General features: G+C 59.2%; 17 protein-coding genes and 1 tRNA gene. 14 read left to right on the top strand and 4 right to left on the bottom strand.

What is annotated here, in order from left to right:
• The first annotated feature begins 80 nt into the window (after nucleotides 1–80).
• Both BR71_RS22915 and BR71_RS10060 read left to right on the top strand, forming a co-directional pair.
• Nucleotides 81–2738: a cytochrome c peroxidase gene (locus BR71_RS22915; RefSeq protein WP_052370470.1), complete on the top strand. Its 2658-nt coding sequence runs from the start codon at nucleotides 81–83 to the stop codon at nucleotides 2736–2738.
• A 188-nt stretch (nucleotides 2739–2926) separates the two neighbouring features.
• A complete protein-coding gene (locus tag BR71_RS10060; protein ID WP_043636431.1) occupies nucleotides 2927–3550 on the top strand; it encodes a hypothetical protein in 624 nt (207 codons plus the stop codon).
• A gap of 198 nt (nucleotides 3551–3748) precedes the next feature.
• On the opposite strand, the gene BR71_RS10055 is transcribed toward BR71_RS10060, so the two are convergent.
• Nucleotides 3749–4375 (bottom strand): glutathione S-transferase family protein, encoded by a 627-nt coding sequence (locus BR71_RS10055; RefSeq protein ID WP_043636429.1) that lies wholly within the window; start codon nucleotides 4373–4375, stop codon nucleotides 3749–3751.
• A 168-nt stretch (nucleotides 4376–4543) separates the two neighbouring features.
• Between BR71_RS10055 and BR71_RS10050 the strand changes: the two genes are divergently transcribed.
• Nucleotides 4544–4619 (top strand) — tRNA-Ala (locus BR71_RS10050).
• Between the two features lie 231 nt (nucleotides 4620–4850).
• Here BR71_RS10050 and BR71_RS23515 read toward each other — a convergent pair.
• The 3 genes from BR71_RS23515 to BR71_RS10035 are packed head-to-tail and all read right to left on the bottom strand — an operon-like array spanning nucleotide 4851 to nucleotide 9855.
• Nucleotides 4851–6131 carry a TniQ family protein gene (locus BR71_RS23515; RefSeq protein ID WP_081862618.1) on the bottom strand — a complete coding sequence of 427 codons (1281 nt, stop codon included), beginning with the start codon at nucleotides 6129–6131 and terminating at the stop codon, nucleotides 4851–4853.
• Nucleotides 6131–7138 (bottom strand): ATP-binding protein, encoded by a 1008-nt coding sequence (locus BR71_RS10040; protein WP_043593434.1) that lies wholly within the window; start codon nucleotides 7136–7138, stop codon nucleotides 6131–6133. Before BR71_RS10040 ends, BR71_RS23515 begins: the two co-directional genes overlap by 1 nt.
• Nucleotides 7135–9855 (bottom strand): Mu transposase C-terminal domain-containing protein, encoded by a 2721-nt coding sequence (locus tag BR71_RS10035; protein WP_043636426.1) that lies wholly within the window; start codon nucleotides 9853–9855, stop codon nucleotides 7135–7137. Before BR71_RS10035 ends, BR71_RS10040 begins: the two co-directional genes overlap by 4 nt.
• Before the next feature lie 76 nt (nucleotides 9856–9931).
• On the opposite strand from BR71_RS10035, the gene BR71_RS22905 reads away from it, so the two are divergent.
• From BR71_RS22905 to BR71_RS09980, 11 genes are all read left to right on the top strand, one after another.
• Entirely contained in the window at nucleotides 9932–10279 is a 348-nt protein-coding gene (locus BR71_RS22905) for a DUF6471 domain-containing protein (RefSeq protein WP_052052216.1), read from the top strand.
• A gap of 307 nt (nucleotides 10280–10586) precedes the next feature.
• Nucleotides 10587–12359 (top strand): type I restriction-modification system subunit M/S, encoded by a 1773-nt coding sequence (locus BR71_RS10025; RefSeq protein ID WP_162179209.1) that lies wholly within the window; start codon nucleotides 10587–10589, stop codon nucleotides 12357–12359.
• A 107-nt stretch (nucleotides 12360–12466) separates the two neighbouring features.
• A complete protein-coding gene (locus tag BR71_RS10020; protein WP_208854861.1) occupies nucleotides 12467–13456 on the top strand; it encodes an Abi family protein in 990 nt (329 codons plus the stop codon).
• A gap of 73 nt (nucleotides 13457–13529) precedes the next feature.
• Nucleotides 13530–15149 carry a type I restriction-modification system subunit M gene (locus tag BR71_RS10015; RefSeq protein ID WP_081862617.1) on the top strand — a complete coding sequence of 540 codons (1620 nt, stop codon included), beginning with the start codon at nucleotides 13530–13532 and terminating at the stop codon, nucleotides 15147–15149.
• The gene (locus BR71_RS10010) at nucleotides 15146–16438 is read left to right on the top strand and encodes a restriction endonuclease subunit S (protein WP_052370468.1); all 1293 of its coding nucleotides are present in this window, start codon (nucleotides 15146–15148) and stop codon (nucleotides 16436–16438) included. The genes BR71_RS10015 and BR71_RS10010 overlap by 4 nt, the downstream gene beginning before the upstream one ends.
• Nucleotides 16439–16499: 61 nt before the next feature.
• Nucleotides 16500–16934, top strand: a complete 435-nt coding sequence (locus BR71_RS22900) for a hypothetical protein (RefSeq protein ID WP_208854860.1) — start codon at nucleotides 16500–16502, stop codon at nucleotides 16932–16934.
• A gap of 29 nt (nucleotides 16935–16963) precedes the next feature.
• Nucleotides 16964–20245 carry a type I restriction endonuclease subunit R gene (locus BR71_RS10000; RefSeq protein ID WP_043636420.1) on the top strand — a complete coding sequence of 1094 codons (3282 nt, stop codon included), beginning with the start codon at nucleotides 16964–16966 and terminating at the stop codon, nucleotides 20243–20245.
• Between the two features lie 3 nt (nucleotides 20246–20248).
• Nucleotides 20249–20959 carry a YgjP family zinc-dependent metalloprotease gene (locus BR71_RS09995; RefSeq protein WP_043636417.1) on the top strand — a complete coding sequence of 237 codons (711 nt, stop codon included), beginning with the start codon at nucleotides 20249–20251 and terminating at the stop codon, nucleotides 20957–20959.
• 49 nt (nucleotides 20960–21008) lie between these two features.
• A complete protein-coding gene (locus BR71_RS09990; protein ID WP_081862616.1) occupies nucleotides 21009–21716 on the top strand; it encodes a GIY-YIG nuclease family protein in 708 nt (235 codons plus the stop codon).
• 668 nt (nucleotides 21717–22384) lie between these two features.
• Entirely contained in the window at nucleotides 22385–22573 is a 189-nt protein-coding gene (locus tag BR71_RS09985) for a hypothetical protein (RefSeq protein ID WP_043593382.1), read from the top strand.
• Nucleotides 22566–23606 (top strand): replication initiation protein, encoded by a 1041-nt coding sequence (locus tag BR71_RS09980; RefSeq protein ID WP_043593379.1) that lies wholly within the window; start codon nucleotides 22566–22568, stop codon nucleotides 23604–23606. The genes BR71_RS09985 and BR71_RS09980 overlap by 8 nt, the downstream gene beginning before the upstream one ends.
• Nucleotides 23607–23730: the final 124 nt, after the last annotated feature.

Raw genomic sequence — 23730 nt, 5'->3', positions numbered from 1 at the left:
TCCCGACATGCTTCTTGTACGAACAACTCTACAAACGCATAATCCCTGTCTTCAAATAAAAATGATTATTAATTACAAAAATGCACTCGCGCCTTGTTCTTCCCTTCATCCTGGCAGGCAGCCTGGCCGTGTCCGCCTGCTCCGGCGGCCCAGCCGCCCAGCCGGTCCGGACCGGTGTTTTCGTCGATAGCCCGGTAGCGGGCCTGGACTACGACAGCGGCAGCCATGCCGGCAAAACCACCGCCAGCGGCGAATTCCACTACCTGGACGGCGAAATCGTTGTCTTCCGCATCGGTCAGTTGGAACTGGGCCGCGGCCTGGGCGCGGCCCAGCTTACCCCGCTGCAACTGGTTGGCAGCCAGAACCCGGCGGATCCCAAAGTGCTGCGTCAGGTACAGCTGCTGCTGACGCTGGACGAAGACGACAACCCCAACAACGGCATCCAGATCAGCGCTGACACTGCAGGCCGCTTCCGTCGCAGCATGCGCTTGGAACAGGCCGGCGATTTGCAAACCTTGCTGGATGCCGCCGGCATTGCCCGCAGCGTAGTGGCCGCCGACTTCGCGGCCAGCCACTTTCGCCTGAGCCTGGCCGCGCTGCGCGAACAGCCGCCCGGTCCGCGCTTTACCCCGCTGGCCGAAACCGACGGCGCGCCCCTGAGCGACGCGGGCGAACGCGCCGGTTGCGTGAAAGACAAGCAGACCGGCTTGATCTGGGAAGTGAAGTCCGTGCAGGGCCTGCGCAGCCAGTTCCACAGCTATTACGCCAGCGCCAGCCGCAAGCCGGAACGCCCGGCCCAATGCGAGCCCGGCCAGGAAGACTGCCTGGCCGTTACCTACACCGAAGCCGTGAACAAGCAAAAACTCTGCGGCTTCGAAGACAGCGAAGACGACATCGCCGCGGAGCGCGGCTGGCGGCTGCCCACCGAGCGAGAACTGAAAACCCTGTTGGACTGGAGCCAGTACGACCGTTCGCGCGGCCTGCCAGCCATGGACCGCCATGCCTTCCCGGACGCCGAAGCCGCCTTTTACTGGACCGCCACCAGCCGCCGCGGCGAAGGCGCAGTGGCGGTGGCTTTTGACGACACCCACCGCACCCTGTCCAGCGTCAGTCTCAGCCTGGGCCAGCCGGCGCGGCTGCGTCTGGTGCGCGGCCCCAAGCTGGCGGACGATCCCAACCCGGAAGACAATCCACCGCCGCAGCCGGCCTACATCCCGGTGAGCGCCGACGGCCAACTGGCCGCGCCGGCCCAGGCTGCCTGCGTTGACGACAACCTGCACCCGGACAGCTGGCGCGACATCATCCTGTGGCAAGCCCGGCCGCGGCCGGCCAGCGCGGCCAGTCTCAATCCGGCGCTAGCCGCGCTGCAACAGCAACGGTTGTGCCAACAGGACAATTGGCGGCTGCCCAGCGTGGTCGAGGCCATCCGCTGGCTGCAATTGCAACAGGATCAGGACTACCCCGCCGGCAACGCCGCCGCCCGAGTATGGGCGCGCGACGCGAGCGGCGAGCTCTACGGCCTGGACCGAAACGGCGGAAAACAGAGCGCGGCCCATCTCGCCGGCCAGGCCGAGCAACCGCTGCTGGTCGCCCTCTCCATCCGGCCGGCCAAACCGCTGCTGCCGGACAGCGACGGCGAGGAGCCGGACGCCGCCCAGCTGGCGCAATGGCGGACCCGCTACAGCCAATACCAGCCCGGCGCGGACCGCCAAGAGGCCTGGCCCGTGCCCACATTGGATACAGCGGCGCAAGCCGGTTTCCGCGATCTGGGCCTGCTGCCGGCGGTGCCGTTTCCCGCCGACAACTCCTATAGCGCCGCCAAAGCGGCGCTGGGCGACAAACTGTTCCGCGATCCCCGGCTGTCCCGCAACAACCGCATCGCTTGCATCAGCTGCCACGCGCCGGAACATGGCTGGAGCGATCCGCGCTCGGTGTCCCAGGGCCACATTGGCCAATTGGGCGGCCGCAACGCCATGACCCTGCTCAATACCGCCTACGTCGGCGCGCTATTCTGGGACGGCCGCGCCGCCAGCCTGGAAGAGCAAGCCAAGGGCCCGGTGGCCAATCCACTGGAAATGCACCAGCCGCTGGGCCAGGCCGTGGCCAAGATCGCCGCCGCGCCGGAATACGCGTCGTTGTTCACCGCCGCCTACGGCGACAGCCGCGTGGACCTGGACCGCATGGCCAAGGCCATCGCCACCTTCGAGCGCACCCTGATCAGCCAGGACAGCGCCTTCGACCGCTTCCTCAAAGGCGAGCGCGCCGCGCTGAACGACCAGGCGCTGTGGGGCCTGCATCTGTTCCGCACCAAGGCGCGCTGCATAAACTGCCACAACAGCCCGCTGCTGTCCGACAACCAGTTCCACAACACCGGCCTCAACTACATCGGCCGCGACAAGGAAGACCTGGGCCGCGGCGGCGTCACCGGCCTGCGCGCCGACCTGGGCAAATTCCGCACCCCCACCCTGCGCGATCTGCTCTACACCGGCGACTACATGCACACCGGCGACATGCCGCTGGACGAGGACGGCGCCGGCGTGATCGAGTTCTACAACAACGGCGGCAATCTGGTGGAGGCGGTGGGCGTGGAAAAATACACGCTGCCCAAGCCCTCGCCGCTGCTCAAGCCGCTGGGCCTCAGCGCCGCGGAAAAACAGGCGCTGCACGCCTTCCTGCAAGCCTTGTCCGGTCCGCCGCGGCTGCAGCCGGCCAGCGAGGCCGAGCTGTTCCGGCGCTGAGAACCTGTTTACGATCCGCCGCGCTGGATATACGGTGTTGAAACGCCATGGCCCGGCATCGCCGCCGGGCCGTGGTCATGCTTGAATCCACTGGCGCAAACACCGTTTACGGTTTATCCCAAAATATCGCGCCATGACATGCGCGTGTCTTGAAAATCTGAAACCAATGAGCAACAAGGGGGGACGCGATGGCGTGGTCGTTGCAAAGGGCTTTCAATAATGCCGGGAACGGCGCCAACGCCGCCGGGGTGTGCGAGGCCGCGGTTTGCCTGTGGCTCAAACACATTCAAGACCGCGTGGGCAAATTCAATATGGGCAGCAGCGCCGGCGACTACCTGCCCACCACCGCGCAGGCGGACGCGCTCTACCAGCAGTTCGACAACGGGACCTACCTGTTCCGCTTCGCCTCCTATCTGGAACAGCAGGTCTACCCCTCGGTGGCTGCCTACAAGCGGGTGGGCGACGCCAATCATGCGGAAACCTTCGGCCTCACCTTCTGCCACTACAGCAACAACGCCCACGGCGCCAGCGCCCAAGCCTGGCAAGACATTATCGAAAATCGGATGGTGCGCGGCGACGCCCTGTTTCTCAACCTGATGCGCAACGGCGGCGCTTCCGGCCACGCCGTCGGCGTCTACAAGGGCAGCGACTATATCTGGGTGTTCGATCCCAATCGCGGGCTTTACCGCGGCAATGTCAGCGCCGGCTGCTGCAGCGCGGCGGACTTGTTCCGCGCGGCGCAATACCTGGCCGGCCTGACCGGTGGCTACTGGGACCAGACCATGTACTACGGGCTGCATATGCGGGCGTGATGCCCGGACCAAGCTTGATTGACCTCTCCCCGCCGCCACGGCGGCAAGCCGCCTGGTGCCGCGCAATGGCGGCACCAGGATGGCAAACCCGAATTGTAAGGAACACGCGTTGTAAACCGCGCGCGTGGCAACCATCGGGCCGTGCTGAGGGGCCATGATGGTGACGGCTGTACGCCAATCGAGGAATTAGGAATTTTATTAAGCCACCCCCATGCTCCCATGCGTCACAAACCCCGGCCGTTGAATCAGGCGCTGATAGTAGGCGTGCGCATGCGGCAGTTCCGGCTTGTCGAAAGGCGTCAGCTGCCAGCGGTGGATGGACAGGCCGAGCACGATGTCGGCCAGGGTGAAATCGTCGCCGCAGATGTAGGGCGTATCCTGCGCGGCCAGCTGGCGGTCCAGAATCGCCATATAGTGGCCCCACTGTTGAATGCTGGCCTGGATCAGCGCCGGGTCCTGATGTTCCGGACTGCGGCGGCTGAGGCCGTGGAAGGCGTAGCCCCAGGAGCCGTTCAGTTCGGTGGCCTGCCAGTCCATCCATTTTTCCACCTGGGCGCGGCTGCGCGGATCGGTGGGCAGCAAGTGGCTAGCCCGGCGCGAGTCGGCCAGGTAGCGGCAGATGGTGTTGGATTCCCACAGCACCAGGCCGTCGTCCACCACCGCCGGAATCAGCGCATTGGGGTTGAGCACCAGGAACTCCGGGCTGCTGGCGGACTGAAAGCCGCGGCCCCAGTCTTCGCGTTGGTAGTCGATGCCGATTTCATGACAGGTCCACAGCACTTTGCGGACGTTGATGGAACTGGTGCGGCCCAGGATGCGCAGCATGGAAATCTCCGGCGATGATGTTGGGATGAACCGGAGCAGTGTAGCCTCGCCGGGGGCGGGCATGCCATTGAAATGAAGAGTTGTGGCGGGGATGCGCCAGCTTGGCCGGGAGCCGTGGGGTCGGGCTTGGCAAGCGCAAGGCCCTTGTCATATCATGGCTGTCGATTTGGGCCGATAGCTCAGCTGGGAGAGCGCTGCGTTCGCAATGCAGAGGTCGGGAGTTCGATCCTCCTTCGGTCCACCATCTTCCCCTCCCTTGTTTCCCCATGTGACTGTGCCGTTAAGCATAAAGTGGCCAGGTGGCCAAGATATGCTTTATTTCCCGTTTGGACACATTATGGTTTACGGGGAACGGCGTAGTACAATAATCGATTTTTCCTTGCAAACCAGTGCATTATCTACTTGGCGGCAAAGATTCCAGACATGAAAAACGGGACCCGAAGGTCCCGTTTTGGTTTTCTGGCTGCGCGCGCGGTCAGCCGTAGCGGCTTGAGATGACCAGATTGATGTGGTGGAAGATGCCGTTGACGGATTGCGCTTCCGTGTCCAGCCGCGCCCAGATGTCGCGCGCGCTGATTCCTTCATATCCCGCCTCCAGTCGCTCGTCGAGCAACATCTCAATCTTGGCCCGTAGTTCGTCAACGTGTTGTTGTTTGGAGGCCGCGCGGTAGCGGCGATGGCGGTCTGCAATCGCACGGGCCTCGGCATTCGCCCGCAGGTACAGGTGTTTGCGGCCGATTCCCACACGTTTACCCGCTTCGTTGATGGAAAGGGGCGTGGGAAGCTCAAGCATCAAACGCAAACTGGCGCGGATTTCTTCCCAATCCAGCTCGCGCGACTGGATGCCAGCACGAGGCGATTCGGACAGCGCAATGTTCAGTTGCAAGGGCTGATGCGGCATTGCCCAGTTCTGGACCTCGCCGGCGAACAGTTTGTCCAAGCCGATGCCGCCATGCAGCGCAATCGTCAGCCAGGCTTTGATGCCAGGCAGGCCACCCTTTCTCAGCCAGTGCCAGACGCCGCTCTTGGAGAAACCATAACTGCTGGCAAAACAGGTAATCTTGCCATCGGCCATCCGCTCAATAATCGTTTCTAGCAAGGGCACCACGCCTTCCGCGGCTACTTGCGGGCGATGCGCCAGCATGTTGCCAACCTGACGCGCTGTCCACAGCGACTCCGGCGTAGCTGGCTCTGGGCTCCCCTCCCCGAGAAAGCCTCCGCAGGCGGTGCAATATCCAGGAACGACGATGGCCGCACGGTTTCGGACGTTGCTGCGTTGGCAATGCGGGCAAATGGAAGTCAGCTTGACCTTATGCTTAAGACAGGCCTCAACCGGGGCAATGTCCCAAGCCAAGCGCAGATAGGGTTCCTCGCCGCGCTGCTTATCTTCGCTGAAGCAGCAAGGGCACCAACGGTCAGACCTCGGCGCCAGGCCCGGCGTGCCTAGCAGACGGCGATATGGAGAGAGGGTCAGGCTGTCCAGCGATTCGACTCCCGTCAGTTCTGACAGCCAAGCTGCCCACTGTTCGCTCTCGGCCGACATGCTGGACAGATTGCGTTGGTGCCAGCCGTATTTGTCACATACCGAATGTTCAAAAAAGCCAAGTACCCAATCGACTAGCCTCTGGCTGGTTATGCCATGGGAGTGGGCCAGACGGCAAACGTAACTGGTCAAACTTTCCACGTCGGGAGTGTCCAAACCTTGCGGGGCCAGTGCGTGAAGAGTGGAGCGTGGAGGTTGAATCAATTGCATCATCAGGCCACCTTCGTTTTCGTCGCGAACTGGGCAGGTAGCAAGCTGCGTTTGAGTCCAGGCGCAATGCGTTCTTCGCCTTCAAGAATTTCGCGCAGGATTTGCGTGGTTTGGGCTTCAGTCATCAGCGCGCGGCACAGCAAGTCTTCTGACCAGCCTTTTCCTGCCACCATCAAATTCAAGCGCATGAGCAGAGTTCGCAGGGTGCCGATGCAGCCCAGGGTGTTTTGCTGAAATACATCAGCGTAGCGCTGTAAATCTACATCTTTCAAGGCAGGCATGCCTTTCCCCAATTTTATCAGGCAGCGGCGGAAGGCGAGTACATCTTCGGGGACATCTTCGCGGTATCGGCCGAAGTGAATGACGTGGGTGCGGCGTGCCAATTGTCCGTTCAGCGTGGCCAGTTCGAATAGGTCATACGAACCCAGCAGAATCCACTGCACGCCGAACTCATTAGATAGCGACTTCAGCGTATCGAGTTGTTGCTCGAGTTGATTCGGACGGCATTGGCGCATCATGTGGGCAGCCTCGTCGACCACGATAAAACGGGTGCCACGATTCCGGAGCGAGCGCTCCACGGCGGTGCGCAGTCCTGACAGCCTATTGGATTGTGTTCCGGTGGGACGAACCAGTCTCCCCGTTGTCGGGTCTACGCTATAGGCTGTTCGTGGTACGTCGAGTTCACCCTCCAAAGCATGCAAGATGCGTTGATAGAACAAGCGCCAGGAAAATTCTCGCTCTCCAGAAGCTGGTGCCTCCACTCGGATGGCAGGAATAAAACCAGGGTTTGTGGCCATGGTCTCGGTTTGGCGTTGCAATTCGGTACCCACAAGAAAATATCCTAGAGTGGTTTTTCCGACGCCGGTCGGGCCGCACAGTAAAATTAGGTTGGCGTTGTTGCCTGCTTCCTGCATCAGTTGGCATTCCTCGATGATTGAGGCCAGATGAGGATGACGGAGGTGGCTTGATTCGACGGTAGCATTTTGAGTTGTATTGGCTTGGGTAGTCATAGGCGGTTGTTCCAATTCCAGAAGATATCGAGTTCAGGGATGTCGTCTGCATCATCACTGGACGGGTTTGCAGTGGTGAGCTGATATGGGGGGACTTCGTTTACGGTGTTGGCACTATCCAGAGCCTGTCGCTGAGTTGGTATTGACGCAGGAGCGATAGCGGGTTGGCTTGTGGGAGGCGCGATGGCACCAATACCCATGCCTTGGTACAGTTCGCGGTTTTCCTGTTGCCGTTGGAACGCCAGTGCCATGGCGCCTTCCGGCGTGAACACTTGCATGAACTCGGTCAGTCGCTGCAGGGATGGCTCGTCGTTGTCGTCCATCCGGTAGCGAGCGCGCATTTCCTGCGACAGCAACTCGCGCTCTTTCTCGGTCAACTGTCCCAGATTGACCAGCGCCTTGCACTGCGCCGGGACCCAGCGCTTGTTGATTTGGACGTAGACGGTGGCGCCATCCCAGGGGTCGTAGCGCACCGGCAGCTTCTTGCCGTGCATCTTCGGGTCGCAGAATTCCGGGCACCAATAGAAGTAGTTGGCATGCACTTTGATGCCACGCTGGCGGTCCACCGTGCGCAGTCCCGCTCTGCTGACGGTTGGGCAAGTCAGGATAAGGAAGTCCTGAGTCAGCGTGACGATGCGGTGCTCACGGCTCCCGGACAAGGACTGGCTGCGCATGAAGGCATCATGGGGACTCAGCCCCAAAGCGGAATGCACCTCATTGTCGTAGTAGGTGAAGGCCCAGTATTCGAGACCGTAATACATGGCCTGGAGCGTCCACTCGGCCAAGCGTGACGGCAGAAACTTGCCCGTCGTACTGCGCACGGCTTTCATGGCTTTCGTATTGCCGGCCAGGTTATGCACATACTCGGTGTGCGCGCGACCGAAGATGCGTTCCATCACCGAACCATGGCGCGGACGGCCGGCAGGACGGTAACGCAGGTGAATGCGCATCAGCGCGCAGAAGTGCTTGAAGTCTTCACTGCGGAAGTCCGCTCCGTTATCCACCACAATGAACTGCGGCAAGCGGCGATGGCGGCGAACGATGTCTCGCAGCAGCATCATGTTCGAGCGATACGACGGCGGGTCGTACGACAGGTACAGGCCGAGGATTCGCCGAGTGAATGCATCGATGGCGAAAGAGAGCCACGGACGACCTAATGGCTTGCCGTTCTTTGCAGACACCAGTTCGATGTCGAGTTCGGTATGGTCCATGTGCACGTACTGGAAGGCTCGAGAACCGTGTACCGGTGTATCGGCATGCAGGACATTGACGAACTCCGCATTTTGATACGCGACCCGATTGCCATGGCGGGCTCGGTCGGCCTGCTTTTGTGGAAGAGCCTCGATGCGCTCAATCAGCGTCGGGTAGGACGGGGCCTTGATGCCGAGTTGGGCACACAAAATAACGAGCTTGCGGTGGCAATGCCGGGCATTGGGGGCGTTGCTGGTCAGATACTCGTCCCGAATGACCTGCTCCATGGCAGATTCCTGTTCGGGGCTCAGGCGCGGGTTGCGATTGCCGCGGTCGCGCAGCCGCGGCACCAGGGCTATCAATTCGTCAGCACCCGCCAATTTAGCGAGGCCGAGCGCTTTGAGATGTCGGCGCTGAGTCCGATTGGGCAGGGAGATGTTCTCGAGTCCGTTCAATCGGCTCAAGGCCATTTTCAGCTCACTTTCGGTGTAGTCTGAAAGGCGGACCGGTTCCTGGCCCAACGAGGCTTCGTTGGTTATCAGGAGATTTTGCTGGGCCACGAGCTTTTCTAAGGTTTCAAGCTCGGTTTCTACAGACTTACCATCTTCGGATTCAAGAATGACCTTGCTACCGCCCACCAAGACTACTTTGTAGGGCTGCTGGTCATACACGAGATGGGCGCCGACTTTGATGTCGACGACACCCGGTATGGCAAAGGGCGTCGGACGTTGCCGGGCCCGTTCAAAGTCTCGTACCGCCGTGTCCCGAAACACCCGGCAGCGGGTTGGCTCGCTAAGAGCGGCAAAGTCTATCTCGGCGACCAGTTGTCCGTCTGCAATCAGCTTGAAGACCTCATCCGGCCGGCAATCGGCTTTGTCGTAGAGTTCAGCCAGATAAAGGGTGGCATCCGCGACCAATGCTTCTTGGACCCGCACGGCTATGTCGACCGGGCATGGCGGCGCGCTTGGGTCGAGGTAGTCCTCGAGGAACAGGGTGTTCTCGATACGGCGTTGCGGGATGTCTCGGTCAGTCTGGATTCGGTAGCCAATCCCGCGCGCTGCCAACCACTCTTCAATCAGTGGGGCACGCCAGTGATTGTCCGGGTCGAGTTGATAGCGCCAGGGGTAGCGCTGAGCCAGTTTCTCGAGCTTGCTCCAGGGCTTGCACTCCAGGAACCAGACTTCACGCTCGGTGACGACCAGGAAGTCCGGTATATGGTCGATGGCGTGGATTTCGCCATCGGCATCGATGACCTCGAACTTGAGCTGGCTCGGCTGGGGATAGTATTCGAGCACCGCCGGGTCATGCTCCAGGCTGACCGCCACAGGGAATTCTAGGTGTCGGCTTTCCGTTTCCACGGTGCGCTGCATCTTGCGGCTCTGCAGCGGCGTGATGACATTACCGCCACCGCGGGACTCAACCTTGCGCACGGGAGCGTACTTCACGGCATCCAGAATCAGCCGCATACCGGCTGACGGTGTGCCAAGCCGGTCCAGCAGACGCTCTCGCAGGGGTTTCTCAAGCATGTTCTGCCTCAATTATGTTTGGGCTGAGGTATAACCAGCTTGAGCGCTGTCGTGCCAAAATTGACTCTAATTGACCATGGCGAGCCAGCTTGCCCAGGAGTGGATGGTGATAATCAACAAGGTAGGAAGGCCGATTTCCCTGACCAAGCAGGGAGAGGCCAAGACAGAGGGTGCGGCGGCAGAAGAGTGGGGAATGGAGGCTTACCGCATGGTGAAGCAAGCGATGCTCAAACGGGGCTGGGGCTACCAGGAATTGTCTGCTGCGCTGAAGCCCTTGGGTATCAGGCGAAGCGCGGCGGTACTCAACCGGCGCATCAACCGGGGAAATTTCAGCGCCGGCTTTATGTTGGCCTGCTTGTATGTCCTGCAGCAGAACAAAGACGCATCCTCGTCGCAGGAAGACAAGCCAATCCAGCCAGACTAAATATCTATTTGAGATAACCATCCCGCCCAACTCCATACCCTCTCATAAAAAGGGCATGACATCCCATTGGAGGCGGGAAGGGCGCAATCGCATGTCAAAACAGGGTTTGCACGGCATACCAAGCCGTATGTTTCAGTTTAGGGCGCAGCCTATCCCACTTCAAGCGATTGCGAGACAGCGACCTGGATTAGCAACGTTCCCTTCTTTCCTCTCTCCTCCTCTTTTTTCGTAGCGAGCTACGAACTTGCATTGCTAATTGCACGCTGATACTATGGGGATATCGCAATCCAGTGCTTTCCAACACACCATGGCACGAACCGACACCCCCGCAACAAAGGCTTACTGGCAACTGGCTGACCTTGCGCGTCTTGACGGCGCCCATGACGCCCAACTGTTCGCTCTGACCTGGCTCGCTGCTGGGCGCATGGTTGCCCTGCAACAAGCTGGGGGCGTCTTTGCTGTTCGTGAATTGGTCGAACCACATGCGTGGGAAAAGCTGGTAGACGCAGGATTCCCCGCGGAAGCGCATAACCTGATTAGCGCACCCTGGTCTTCGGCAGTTGGGAATGATGTCAGTCGACGAGTAGCAGCTGCGGATATTGTTTCCGGCCTGGAAATGGAGCTTGGGGTGCAGCGGTGGGATGTTCTGCCTTGTCTGTCCGAATCTTCTGGCCGCAGAGACTATGCAGAAGGCACTTTTATACCTGAAATGTCTTCTCTGCTGATGGATATGGTTGATGCTCCGCCGGACAGTGAGGTCTGGATTCCATTCGACGTCAAAGGACAGCTAACCGTCGAAGCACTCCGCCGTGGTTGGCGTGTTCTTGCAACGTCTCCCTTGGCATCCTGGCCGCTCATCCGACAACTCCTTTTGACGATTGAAACAGGTCAGCCACAGCCGCCATCCGTTCGGACTGAGAGTGGAGGCGACGTGATGGGGTATCTCGAGCTGCGTGCGGACTATGGCCTCGTTGTGCCTCCATTCGGCATGCCAGTAAAAAATGGCCGTGTGTGGAGTTGGGACGTTACGAGGACTCGCCCCTATGAGCGGTTCACGCGTAGCGAGTCCTGGGCCTTATTTGAATTCGTGAATCGCATTAACCAGCGAGTGGTTTTTGTAACATTACAAGGGGTTTTGTTCGCGCTAGGCCAAGAGCAGCGCTTGCGTGAATACCTGCTAGGCAATCAATCCCGCGCACTCCAAACTGTTGTCGCATTGCCTCCGGGAACACTCGGCGCTACCGCCCTTTCTGGTGCCATCCTCATGTTTAATGCAGTTGGGCCAACCGATACCGTTTTCATGGCGGACCTTGTCAGCGGTCGCCGCTCCCTTCAAGAGGCCGGTGATATTTTGTCAGCCGCTCGGGTGATGGTGCTTGAACAGCAAGCGTCGGATAAGTCCAGCTGGGTCAGCTGCGAGGAAATTGCAGAAAACGAACATAGCTTTGCCCCCTCCCGCTATTTGCGGCGAGTGACTGACTTGGGCGATGAGGTAGTCAAGCTTGGGGACCTCTGTGAAGCGGTAAGACCGCCCGCAACCTCAAAGGAAAAGAGTGCGCTCGAGGTTACAGAAGTAGGCTTGCCGGACCTGAATAAATGGCAACCTATCAATAACACCATCGAAAAGACCACCTACCTGAAATCAGAACCTAGAGCGGCGACGCTGGTTAAACCCGGAGATGTCGTGATTGCCATCAAAGGCTCAGTCGGGCGTGTTGCGCTGATGGGTGGGTCGGCACAGAACAGACCCACCGTCGTGTCACAGAGTTGCCTCGCGTTGCGCCTGAACCCCAAGCAACCAAATAAACACCTGCCTGCTGAGGTTCTGGTCATGTACCTCCGGTCGCCCCACGGCCAAGCACAACTAGCTGGCCTTCAAGTAGGCGCGGGGGTGCCGCACATTAGCCCCAAAACTCTCCTAGGAGCGGTGTCGATACCGATGCCATCGGCAGAACGTTGCCAGGAAATCCTGCAGGACTATGACCGACTCTGTGAGCTTGAGCAGCAGATAGCCAGTCTGGAAGGGGAGATGACGGACATTGCACGGCAACGCTGGCCGGCCACATTAGGCAAGCCATGACATGTCGGCATCACAACCATAGAGATGACTTCAAGGGGCTAAAGGCATGAATAAAAACAATACTTTATGGAAGGCGTGTGCGGGAGCGGTGGACATTTGCGTACTCAATGAGTACCATATGCGTAACAACACCCGCCACGCCTCTCCACGATGCGCACCAGGCGGGTTTCTCATTTCTGGCGGCGGAAATGACCTTTCTTAAACCGTCCCTCAGCGTTGACGCACAAATCGACCTGCTGCAAAAGCGCGGCATGACGTTTCCCGACCGCGACCGCGCCAAGCACTACCTCACTCATATCAATTACTACCGCTTGCGGGCCTATTGGTTGCCATTCGAGACCGAGCCCACCAACGGGGACGACCACGTCTTTGCCCCCGGCACCAACTTTGACACGGTATTGGCCATCTATGTGTTCGACCGCGAGCTGCGCTTGTTGCTACTGGATGCCATTGAGCGGGTCGAAATCTCGCTGCGCACGACGTTTGCTCAGTATCTGGCTGACCGCTATGGTGCCTTTGCGCATGATGACGCCTCCCTATTTCACGACCAAGTTGCCTGGGGTATCAGCCAGGGCAAGCTGCTTAAGGAGTACCAGAGTAGCCGTGAGACCTTTGCCGAGCATTATCGAGACCGTTACCCTGAGCTGAACACCCCGCCCATCTGGGTTGCTTGTGAGCTGATGATGTTCGGGGACCTGTCTCATTGGCTCAAGAATCTAGCAGCGGCGGAAGACCGGCAAGCGATTGCCAATGCATACGGCTTGGATGAACGAGTCCTGTGCTCGTTCACCCACCACCTGACGATTGTTCGCAACCACTGCGCCCATCACGGCCGGGTGTGGAACCGACGTTTCGCATTGCGTTTCACACTTCCCAAAAAGAAGCCGAAAGACATTGTAGCCGCGTTTAACCCCGCAGAGCCCCAGCTGCTGTACAACACCCTGACCATGCTAGTGTACCTGCTCGACCTGATGAGCCCGAACCATGCCTGGAGCCGACAAATCCAGGCCCTGATTGCGGCGCATCTGGAGATTGATACGACGTTAATGGGATTCCCGGTGGATTGGCGGCAGCGCAGTTTGTGGAGGATGGCGTGAACATACCAACCAATGTAAGGGGCCTATAATATGCCCCCTACGCACTGAGCTTCAAAACGCAACGAGAAACATCATGGCCAATAAACTTACCCTCGAAGCCCTCGAATCGTGGCTTTGGGAGTCCGCCAACATCCTGCGCGGCTCCATCGACTCGTCCGACTTCAAAAACTATATCTTCGGCCTGCTGTTCCTGAAGCGTTTCAACGATGTATTCGAGGAGCGCGTGAACAAGCTGATGGCCGAGGAAGGTATCAGTCGGGAAGAAGCCGACGCCGAAGTCTGTGACGACATCGGCGCGTTTCCGGGGACGGCTCGCTGGGAATGGTTGGTTACCCGTACCGAAAACATTGGCGAAGCGCTGGACAAGGCGTTCTACTACATCGAAGCCGGGGTGAAGGGCAATGACCTGCAACACGTGCTCACCGCCACCCAGTATGGCGACAAGCGCGTGCTGTCCGACCACACCCTGCAACGGCTGCTGCGCCACTTCAATCAGTACCAGCTGGGCAATGATGACCTCTACAAGGCCGACATGCTAGGCGACGCCTACGAATACCTCATCAAGCAGTTCGCCGACGATGCAGGTAAAAAGGGTGGCGAGTTCTACACCCCCAAAGGTGTGGTGCAACTGGTGGTGGAACTGCTCGACCCGCAACCCGGCATGAGCGTGTACGACCCTACCTGTGGCAGTGGCGGCATGTTGGTGGAAAGCGCGCACCATATTGCCAAGCTACCCGGCGGCACCCTGTTGGGCGACAAGCCCAACGTGCTGCTGTACGGGCAAGAGAAAAACCTCGGCACCTGGGCCATCGCCAAGCTGAACCTTTACCTGCACAATATGCGGGCCGAGATTGAACGCGGCGACACCTTGGTTGAACCCAAGCACCTCGATGGCGACTATCTCAAGACCTTCGACCGAGTGATTGCCAATCCGCCGTTCTCGGCCAAGGCCTGGTGGGCGCCGCTGGAACTGGCCAAAGAGGCGGAACAGGACAGCGACAAGAAACCCAAGGCCCCGAATTACAAACAGGTCTCCGACCAATATGGGCGCTTCGTCTACGGCATTCCGCCCCGTGGCTATGCTGACTTGGCCTTCGCCCAGCACATGCTGGCCAGCCTCAAGGCAGATGGCCGCATGGGCGTCATACTTCCCCACGGCGTGCTGTTCCGCAGTGGCGAGGAAGGCAAGATTCGCGAGGGACTGCTGTTCGGCACCGACGCTGCCAGCGGCAACCAGCCCGGCGACCTCATCGAGGCCATCATCGGCCTGCCCTCGGCGCTGTTCTATAACACCGGCATTCCAGCCTGTGTGCTGGTCCTGAACAAGCGCAAGCCCGCTGCGCTCAAGGGCAAGGTCATCATCATCGACGCCAGCCGCGACTACCTTGAAGGCAAGGCCCAGAACAGCCTGCGCCCCGAGGACATCGCCCACATCGCCAGCACGCACAAAGCTGCGTTTGAGCACCAGACCGAGGTCGAGAACTATTGCCGGGTGGTCACGCTGGACGAAATCCGCAGCAATGACGGCAACCTCAACATTGCCCGCTACATCGACAACGGCGAGACCGAAGAAGCCGTCGATGTGGGCGCCACCTTGGCGCAACTGGCGGCGCTGGCCGAGGAAGAAGCGCAAATTGATGCGCGGCTGAATGGGTATCTGACGGAGTTGGGCTTGCTGGAGTCTGAGGCATGAGCGCGGAAGTAGCTGAGGCAAACGATGCGCATCAATTAGGTGAGGCTTTCCGCGATTGGGAAACGGTTACGTTGGCAGATGTATCTATCGAGAGTAGGCATCGAAATGGTGCTCAGTTAGATGACAGCTTACTTTGCGGGGTCCTAAAGACCGCCGGGCTTGTGCCAATGCGCGAAAGAGTGAAAGGCAACTCAACTGACCGTTGCAAGTTGGTGCCTGTAAATGCGTTCGCATATAACCCGATGCGTTTAAATATCGGTTCCATTGCTCGGAACAAAGTGCAGCATCCAGTGATGGTGAGTCCCGATTACGTTGTCTTCGAGGTCGTATCGCAACGGCTGCTACCCGAGTACCTAGACCACTTTCGTTATTCACACGCGTGGCAGACGTTCGTTGGCACCTCCGGTGACGGCAGCGTTAGGGTGCGCATCTACTATGACCATCTATCGCAGTTGAAGCTGCCGCTCCCTCCACTCCCCGAACAACAGAAAATCGCCGCCATCCTGACGGCCGTGGACGACAAGCTGGACGTGATTGCACGCCAGATTGAAGCCACACAGACTCTCAAGCGCGGGCTGATGCAGACCCTGTTCAGCCGGGGTGTCGGCACTCAAGATGCCGATGGCCGCTGGGTGCCGCACACCGAGTTCAAGGACAGTGAGCTGGGAGAGATTCCGGCGGGGTGGACGGTCACAACCGTTGGGGATGTTTGCGAAGTAAAGGGCGGCAAGCGATTACCCAAGGGCGAAACACTTACCGAAGAAAACACCGGTTACCCATACATTCGTGTGACCGACATGTATATGGGTGGCGTTGATACCAAGGGCATCCTTTACGTTCCCTCGCACATTCAGCCAAGTATTGCGCGGTACACAATTTCCAAGGACGACATCTTTATCACGGTAGCCGGCACACTGGGTATTGTTGGCATCGTGCCAGCTGAGTTAGACGGTGCGAACCTGACCGAGAACGCTGATAAGCTCACCAGCATCAAAATCCATCGGGACTACCTGTTTTACTGCCTGTGCTCTGAAGCCATTCAGGATGCAATAGCACGAGAGGCAACTTCAAACGCTCAGCCTAAACTGGCCCTCACTCGTATTAGAGAATTCGCTATTCCACTGCCAACGGACGCTGAACAGGCCCACATCGGGACTATTTTGGCAGCTTCAGACTGGAAGCTGAAATTGTTGTCGGAAAAGCGGGAGAAATTCCAAGCCCTCAAACGAGGCCTAATGCAAAAGCTGCTTACTGGAGAGTGGCGGGTAAAAACCGATGAGATTTTGTGACCTACTGAATTTGCCCTATGACTCGGCTGCCAACATTGACCGTGATAGCTTGAAGCGGTGCTTGCCTGATACACCGGACGATGTCTTGACTCAGGTCTATGCCGACCATGGGCGGAAAGACGATTTCCAGTCTCAATACGGTGAACTAGACATCACTTCGCTGAGGTGGGAAAAGAGGGATTTTTCTGCTGCCGAGATTGCGGCGAGTTGTCACTACGACCGTTTCGACAATTGGATAGATGGCGTTGAGCAAAGAGTAGCGCAGTTCTCTGCTCAGGGGTGGGCCTGCATCGACACGCGCCCCAATGTTGTAGCGCACTGGCGGGAGCACATGACTTGGTTGCGTCTCCCGGTGTTCATCGCAGGTCACCTGATTGGTGCTCCAACACCATTGAGGTTGGTTGAAGGCCACACTCGTGTTGGCTTGCTAAGGGGGCTGATAAAAGCCGGTGTACTTGCCACCTCAAGCCAGCATGAAATTTGGTTGGGCCAATAACAAAACCGGTATTGTTCAGAGGGAGGGGTATGAAGTCAGAACAACAAGGTGTCGAACGCCCAGCCATCGAATGGCTAGTAAAGCTGGGCTATACCCATCTGCCCGGCAGCAAGGTAGCGGTTGAGCACCGTCACCTAGCCCCGGTGCTGGAAGACATCCTCAAACCCCGATTGCTTCTCCTGAACCCTTGGCTGACCAAGGCGCCTGGCGGCGTCGCCGCGGCGCTGGTGGAGCTTCGCAAACGGGTCAATGACGAGCTGCTGCCGGCCAACAAGGCATTCTGGGAGCAGGTGGTGCATCGCTCGGACATCCAGGTGAAGGATGCCGACGGCAAGCCGCGCAGCGTGCGCTTCTTCGATGCCGCCTCCGTCGCCAACAACGACTTCCATGTGGTGGACCAGTACGTCGGCCGCAATGCCGACGACGATGTGTTCCGGCCCGACCTGCTGCTGTTCGTGAACGGCTTACCGCTGGCCATCATCGAATGCAAGGCCAGCCATCATCGGCTGGCTGAAGCGCTGGCGCAGCTGGATGGCTACCGGGCAAGCTTCCCAGCCCAATTCGTGTTCAATCAGGTCAGCGTCGGCCTGAATCGCCGAGAAGGAATGTACGGAGCCATCTTCACGCCGCCGGCTTTCTATTCCCATTACCGCCTGCAGGAGGCCGAGCGTGCCGAAGTGGCGGCCTTGCTGGGCGCGGAGCCTCGTGAGCAAGACCAGTTGTTCTGGGCCTTGTTCGAGCCTGCCCGCTTCCTCGAACTCATTACCCACTTCGTGCTGTTCGAAACCCGCGACGGCAAGACGGTCAAGAAGCTGCCGCGCTATCAGCAGTGGCGGGCGGTCCGAAAAGCCATTGCCCGACTGACTGCATCCAAGCCCACTGGCGGCGTGGTTTGGCATACCCAAGGCAGCGGCAAATCGCTGACCATGGCGCTGCTAGCGCGGATGCTGCGCGCTGAGAACACCGGTCTGAATAACCCGACCGTACTGGTGCTGACCGACCGGCGCGACCTCGACAAGCAAATCTTCGATACCTTCCACGCAGTCGGCATCAAGGCGATTCAGGCGGTGTCGGTCGATGGTTTGGTGAAGATGCTGTCCAACGATTACGGCAGCGTGTTCACCAGTACGGTGCAGAAATTTCAGGAGAACGAGCAGCCGGGCGCGACTGCTACCGCGACCGCCCCCGATGAGGAAGACGATACCCTGCAGGCCACCCGGCATAGACGGGTGCGCGTGGATAAGGACTTCTTCATGGTCGAGGAGCGTAACGTTCACTTTGGCCTGTACAATCCCGATGGCGTTTTACTGCCGGCCAAGTGGGAAGGAGTGAGCCGCGAAAAGGTGCACTTCCGGGTGCTCAGTACCAAGCCTAACTTCTATGTGCTGGTGGATGAGGCCCACCGCAGCCAGTACGACTTCCTGGCCGCCTTCATGCGCGCCAGCCTGCCCAATGCCAAGTTCATTGCCTTCACCGGCACGCCCCTGCTGAATGAGGACAAACACACGCTCGGCGAGTTTGGTGGTGATGGCTATATCGACGAATACCGGCTGCACGAGGCGGTGGCCGATGGCGCAACCTTGCCCATCAAATATCAGGACGCGTGGGTAGAGTTGGCACCCAATGCCAAGCTGGACCAAGCCTTCAAGGACCAGTTCGCCAAAGAATCCGAAGCCAGACAGCATGCGCTGAAGAAGGAATTGCTGGCACGGTGGCGCCAGGCCGGCGACCGCGTGGAGCAAGTTGCCAGCCATCTGGTCGAGCACTTCCTGGCCAATGTGCAGGCCAAGGGCCTGAAGGCCATGCTGGTCTGCGATGGCCGTGACATGGCGGTGCGCTACAAGGATTTGCTTGACGACATGATGGTCGAGCGTGCCGCACAGGGTTTGCCAACCTTCCAGAGCCGCGTGGTGGTGTCGCTGGCCAGCATGACCGCTTCGCGCACCGGCGCATCGGTGCAGGAGGCCGCGGCCGAGTACAAAGTCAGCCCGGACAAGGTGCAGTCCATCGAAGAGCGGGTGAAGGCCGAAATCAAAGCGGGCAAGGAACCGGTGGCGATGCCGCCCGAGCAAATTGCCAATTTCGTCAGCAAGCTGTTCCCGCTGCCCTATGGTGATGAAACCAAGGCCAAGGATGGTCAGGTCCATGCCAACAACGTCGGCCTCATCATCGTCTCCGACATGCTGCTGACCGGCTGGGATGCCCCCATCGTCGGCACCATGTACCTCGACAAGCCGCTGAAGGAACACACCCTGCTGCAGGCCATCGCGCGGGTGAATCGCACCATGGCCGGCAAGAACGCCGGCTATATCGTCGATTACCACGGCGTGGTGGAGCACCTCGACCATGCCCTGAAAATCTACGGCGGCGAGGTACAGCCGATTCAGGTCTGGGAAGGCGTGGAAAGCGAGCTACCCAAGCTACAAGCCACCCTCGACCGCATCCTCAAGCTGCTGCCGAAGAAGCATGACCCGGTAAAGCAGCGGGAAGATTACAAAGACGATGCCGAGCGCTATCTCGACCCGGCCAGCCGTCTCGATGCTGTTGAGGAATTTCTGGAACTGGTGAAGCAGTTCAATCGCAGCGTCGACATCATCCTGCCCGATGTACGTGGCGTACCATTCAAGCCCTACTTCACGCTCTTCGCCGAAATCCGCCTGATGTTGCGCGACAAGCTGCCGGGCGCGACTTACCGCGAGCGCATCACCAAGCTGGAATCGGTGTTGCTGCAGCAATTGCTGGATGAATACATTGCCGCCAGCCCGGCCAAGAGCCTATTGGGCAAGGAAGTGTCGATTCTTGACGCAGCCGACATGGCTCGCCTGAAAAAGCTGGCCAGTCCCGGCAGCCAGGCGCTGGTGATGAAAAACCAGCTGAAGCACACCATCGTCACCGGCCGCGACAAAGACCCGGCCTTCTTCGACAAGCTGGCCGAAGAGCTGGAAAAGCTACTGGCAGAAGAGAAGGCAGGCCGTATCTCGCAAGCGCAGTTCCTTGAACAGCTCGACCTGTTCGGCCAGCGCATCAAGGACAAGGACAACTCCGGCTTCGCCAACCCGGCTCATTCGGCGGTGTTCCACTATCTGGAATCCCATCTGGCCAGCGATACCGCCCGCGTCGTCACTACCAAGCTGTTCGAAGATGCCGACCTGAGTCACGCCATGGCATCGGGTAACTGGAAGCAGATGCCCGACCTACACCCGGAAATGAAGAAGCGGATTGGCGGCTTGCTGGTGCCGCTGGCCGGCTGGCAGCGCTCGGTCGCCCGCGACCATGCAGGCCATATCCTGGCCATTTTGCTGAAGAACTAACCCATGCCCTTGCTGCAATATGGCGAGACCACCATCGAGTGGCAGTTCCAGCCAGATACCAAGCTCAAGCGGCACTACGTGACTGTCGAGCGTGGACGGCCGGTGCTGCTGCGTGGACCGCAGGTGGCGGAAGTGGAACAAGAGGCCCTGGTGCGCAGACGCGCCCGATGGATACGCGAGAAGCTGGCCTTGGTGAACCAGCCGCAGGCTAGTGATGCCATCGTTACCGGTAGCCGGCTGCGTTACTGCGGCCGTAGCTATTTCACCGAGGTACGGCATGTGCCTGAGCTTGCCAAGCCGCGGCTGACTTTCACCGCATCGCGGTTTGTCATTGAGAATCCAGATGGGGCCAGCATTCAGTCTGATAAGTTAATGCCGGTGCTTGAAAACTTCTATCGCGACCGTGCCCACGAAAAGCTGCTGGCGCGTGTACGCCACTGGGAACGCGAGACAGGTCTACAGGCTAATGGCGCTCGCATCCGGCACTTTCAGAGCCGCTGGGCCAGTTGTGATGCCCACAACGTACTGGAGTTCCACCCGAGGGTCATGGAGCTACCCGCCTGCGTGCAGGACTACGTGGTAGTACATGAGCTCTGCCATACCCTGGAGAAGAACCATACCAAAGCGTTCTGGGGCCTGGTGGCAAGTCATATGCCGGACTGGCATCGTCATCATGAGGTGCTTGAGCGGGCTGTGTTTGGGGATGCTGTGTGAACCGGTGAGCTCAATCCAGCAATACGATTAGTTACGACTGCACAAAAACATGCCAATGAAAAACCTCCCAATCCCCTTCGAGGCCAATGCCTCTTTCTGCTATCGATTCGCGCGCTATCACCTGTTGCAAGAGATTGCGCAAGAACCCGAGGCGCTGACAGGCGAGCCCTTCAAGCTGAATTCCATGACCAATCGGGTGATGGCGCGATACCTGACCGACGAGCAAATGAGTCAGTGCTACCCTGCGCGCGATACCGAAGGGAAGTTGCTTTCGGTCGGGGCTGGAATCCGGTTCTTTGTGTCTTTACGCGCGAAACGTGGGGCTGAGTCGCCATTTGTCTGGTTGGGCAAATCTGGCATGTACCGGCTCAAGTCGGATTCAGAAGTCTCAATGGAGGCCGTCGAAGACGAGGACGACGAGGTGGAGGAGCAAGCCGATGTCGAGTTCGACGGTTGGATATACGCCTTTACCTTCCCTGCCATCAAGAAAAATGAAGGCGCTTTCCCTATCAAGGTGGGCCTGACTACCGCTGCAGACGTGGAAACCCGCGTGTTCGGCCAGTGCAAGGGGGCGGGCTTCTTCGAAAGACCCGAGATTCTTGGACGGTGGAAGGTGAAGCGGGTTGCACAGGTGGAGGACGCGATTCACGCCGTGTTGAAAGCATGGGGCCGCTGGAAGGAAGATGCGCCGGGGGACGAGTGGTTCATGACCACGTTGGATGAAGTCCAATCTGTCATTCACTTTGTGAACAAGTGAGTCGACATCTCAGGGAATCGCAAGGTCGCCAGCTAAGGCAACCTCAAAACCTCGTCTTGATAGACCAGCGCGATGAAACGGTATGGGCCCAATGTTTCTCAACTTATTGGACCCTGATTTCTCGGCTTATGTGTTCCCTACGCTATACGACCTGGCAACCAGGCGGGCCGGCACCGGCCCCGCGTGCCTGCGCGACACCACAACGCGGCTGCGGCATGCTGGCTTCAACCCTGCTTGTCCTGGCCAGCGCCCAGATGTTGGCCGGCGGAGCGCCAGACTCTCTTGAGCGAGGTTGCATCCTAAGCGGTGCCTGCGAGGGTGAGGATTACAAGATTATTAGATTACCGGCGGCCGGCTTGTGGAAATCGCCTTGCAGGGACGGGCGTTTTCCCTGTCGGCCAGTCAAAAGCGTGTGTTCAGGTCCGCTATGGCGTGTTTTTACGTCTGGTAGGCTGTGGGTTCACGTCCAGTAAAACGTGTTTTGAAGTCCAGTTGCTGCGCTTCGCCATTGCATTCGTCAACGGCAGCGTACGTCTCTCCGGCAGTCCACTTGGGTAAAACGACTGCTATGGGCGAGGTTTTTTCGACATTTCGTTCCTAGGCGTTTATCCGTCCCTCTCATCTCTATACCGCTGTATGGGTATCCAAACATGCACAAAGGAGATGATGTGACGGATTTCGCTTCGCCATCCAAAGACCGGCATAGGCCCGATGCCGTACAGTTCAAAGCTTGGCTGCCGCGGCAGCTGCGCACCGAGTTCGCCGTCGTTTGCGCCGCGCAAGGCATGACGGCCTCCGCGGTGCTGCGCGGCTTGCTTGTCGCTTACATCCAGAATGCGGAGCGGCGTCATGGCTAGGACCTCCTCCGAGGCGGTCATTGAACGCCTGCGCCAGCAGGCCGACGCGGTACGCTTGGCCGGTGAAGCCTACGACGACGAGGTGGTCAGAGCTTGCGCGCTCGCGGCGGCGGACTCCATGCAAGCCATCGCCGACAAGCGGGCGTCCAACGAGCCTGTCTTGGCGCTGGCGGCCAATGCGACCGATGTTGAGCTGCGCGAGGCGCGACTGCGCCAGTCGGTGCGGCGGGGTGAGGAGGTTTACCTGCCCGCCTGGCGCGACGCCCATACCGGGATGCCGAATCTGCTGCTGCGCTCGGCCTTGTTTGCCGCCTCGCACAATCCCGACGAGGCGGTTGTCGAGGAGACGATTGCATCCCAAGGAGATACCTCCATCACGCTTACCGGTTTCCAGCTTACCGGCTACGACAAGCGCGTGTTTGCGGTGTGCCTGAACCATTACCGGCAAGACCGCCCCTTGTCGGCCGTGCAGGGGGATTTTCAGTGGATTCGGATTTCCTACTGGCAATTTGCGAAAGAGCTTGGGGTGGAGCCCGGCCCCAATGTCTACAAAGCGGTGCGTTCCAGCTTGATACGGTTGAATGCCGCTCATTTGCGCCTACGGGTGAAGCGTAGGGACATCCCATTGCCCAGGCTGATAGAGGTGGCTTTCGACGATGGCCACGATGCGGCCGCCCTAGCCAGTAGCCTTGTGAAGGGCGGGGATGTCATTGCTTTCCGGGTGCTCGATTCGATGGCCAATCTGTTTGGGCCGCAAGAGTGGACGGCGGTCAGCGAAGTCGCGCTGCACGATTTCACCGGGCTGCCGGCCTGGTTAGCCAGTTTCTACAGTACCCATGCCAAGCCCTATGCCTTGCAGGTATCTGACTTGTGGCGTTACAGCGGCGTGGTCTGCGACTTGCGCGAGTTTCGGCGTCGTCTCAAATCCGCATTGGAAAAGCTACAGGGCGAAGATGTCCCTCCCGCCATCCGTGTGACAGGATATGAGATGAAAGGGACGGTGATTACCGTGAGGCTGAAGCGGTGGGGATGAGGCTGACGCTAGCCTTTTGACTCTCTCCTACCACCATGGCTTCTTCATCGCCAACAAAGCGACGTGAATCGCCCCAGCTTTCCTAGGCAGTTCAAGAGCCTTCGAGGTACTTAGCCTCAAGCAT

Origin of the sequence: Chromobacterium haemolyticum DSM 19808 (assembly GCF_000711885.1) — a bacterium.
In the GTDB taxonomy this organism is placed as follows: domain Bacteria; phylum Pseudomonadota; class Gammaproteobacteria; order Burkholderiales; family Chromobacteriaceae; genus Chromobacterium; species Chromobacterium haemolyticum.
Note: the sequence above shows the minus strand (reverse complement) of the source record. Positions and strands in the feature narration are given on the sequence as shown.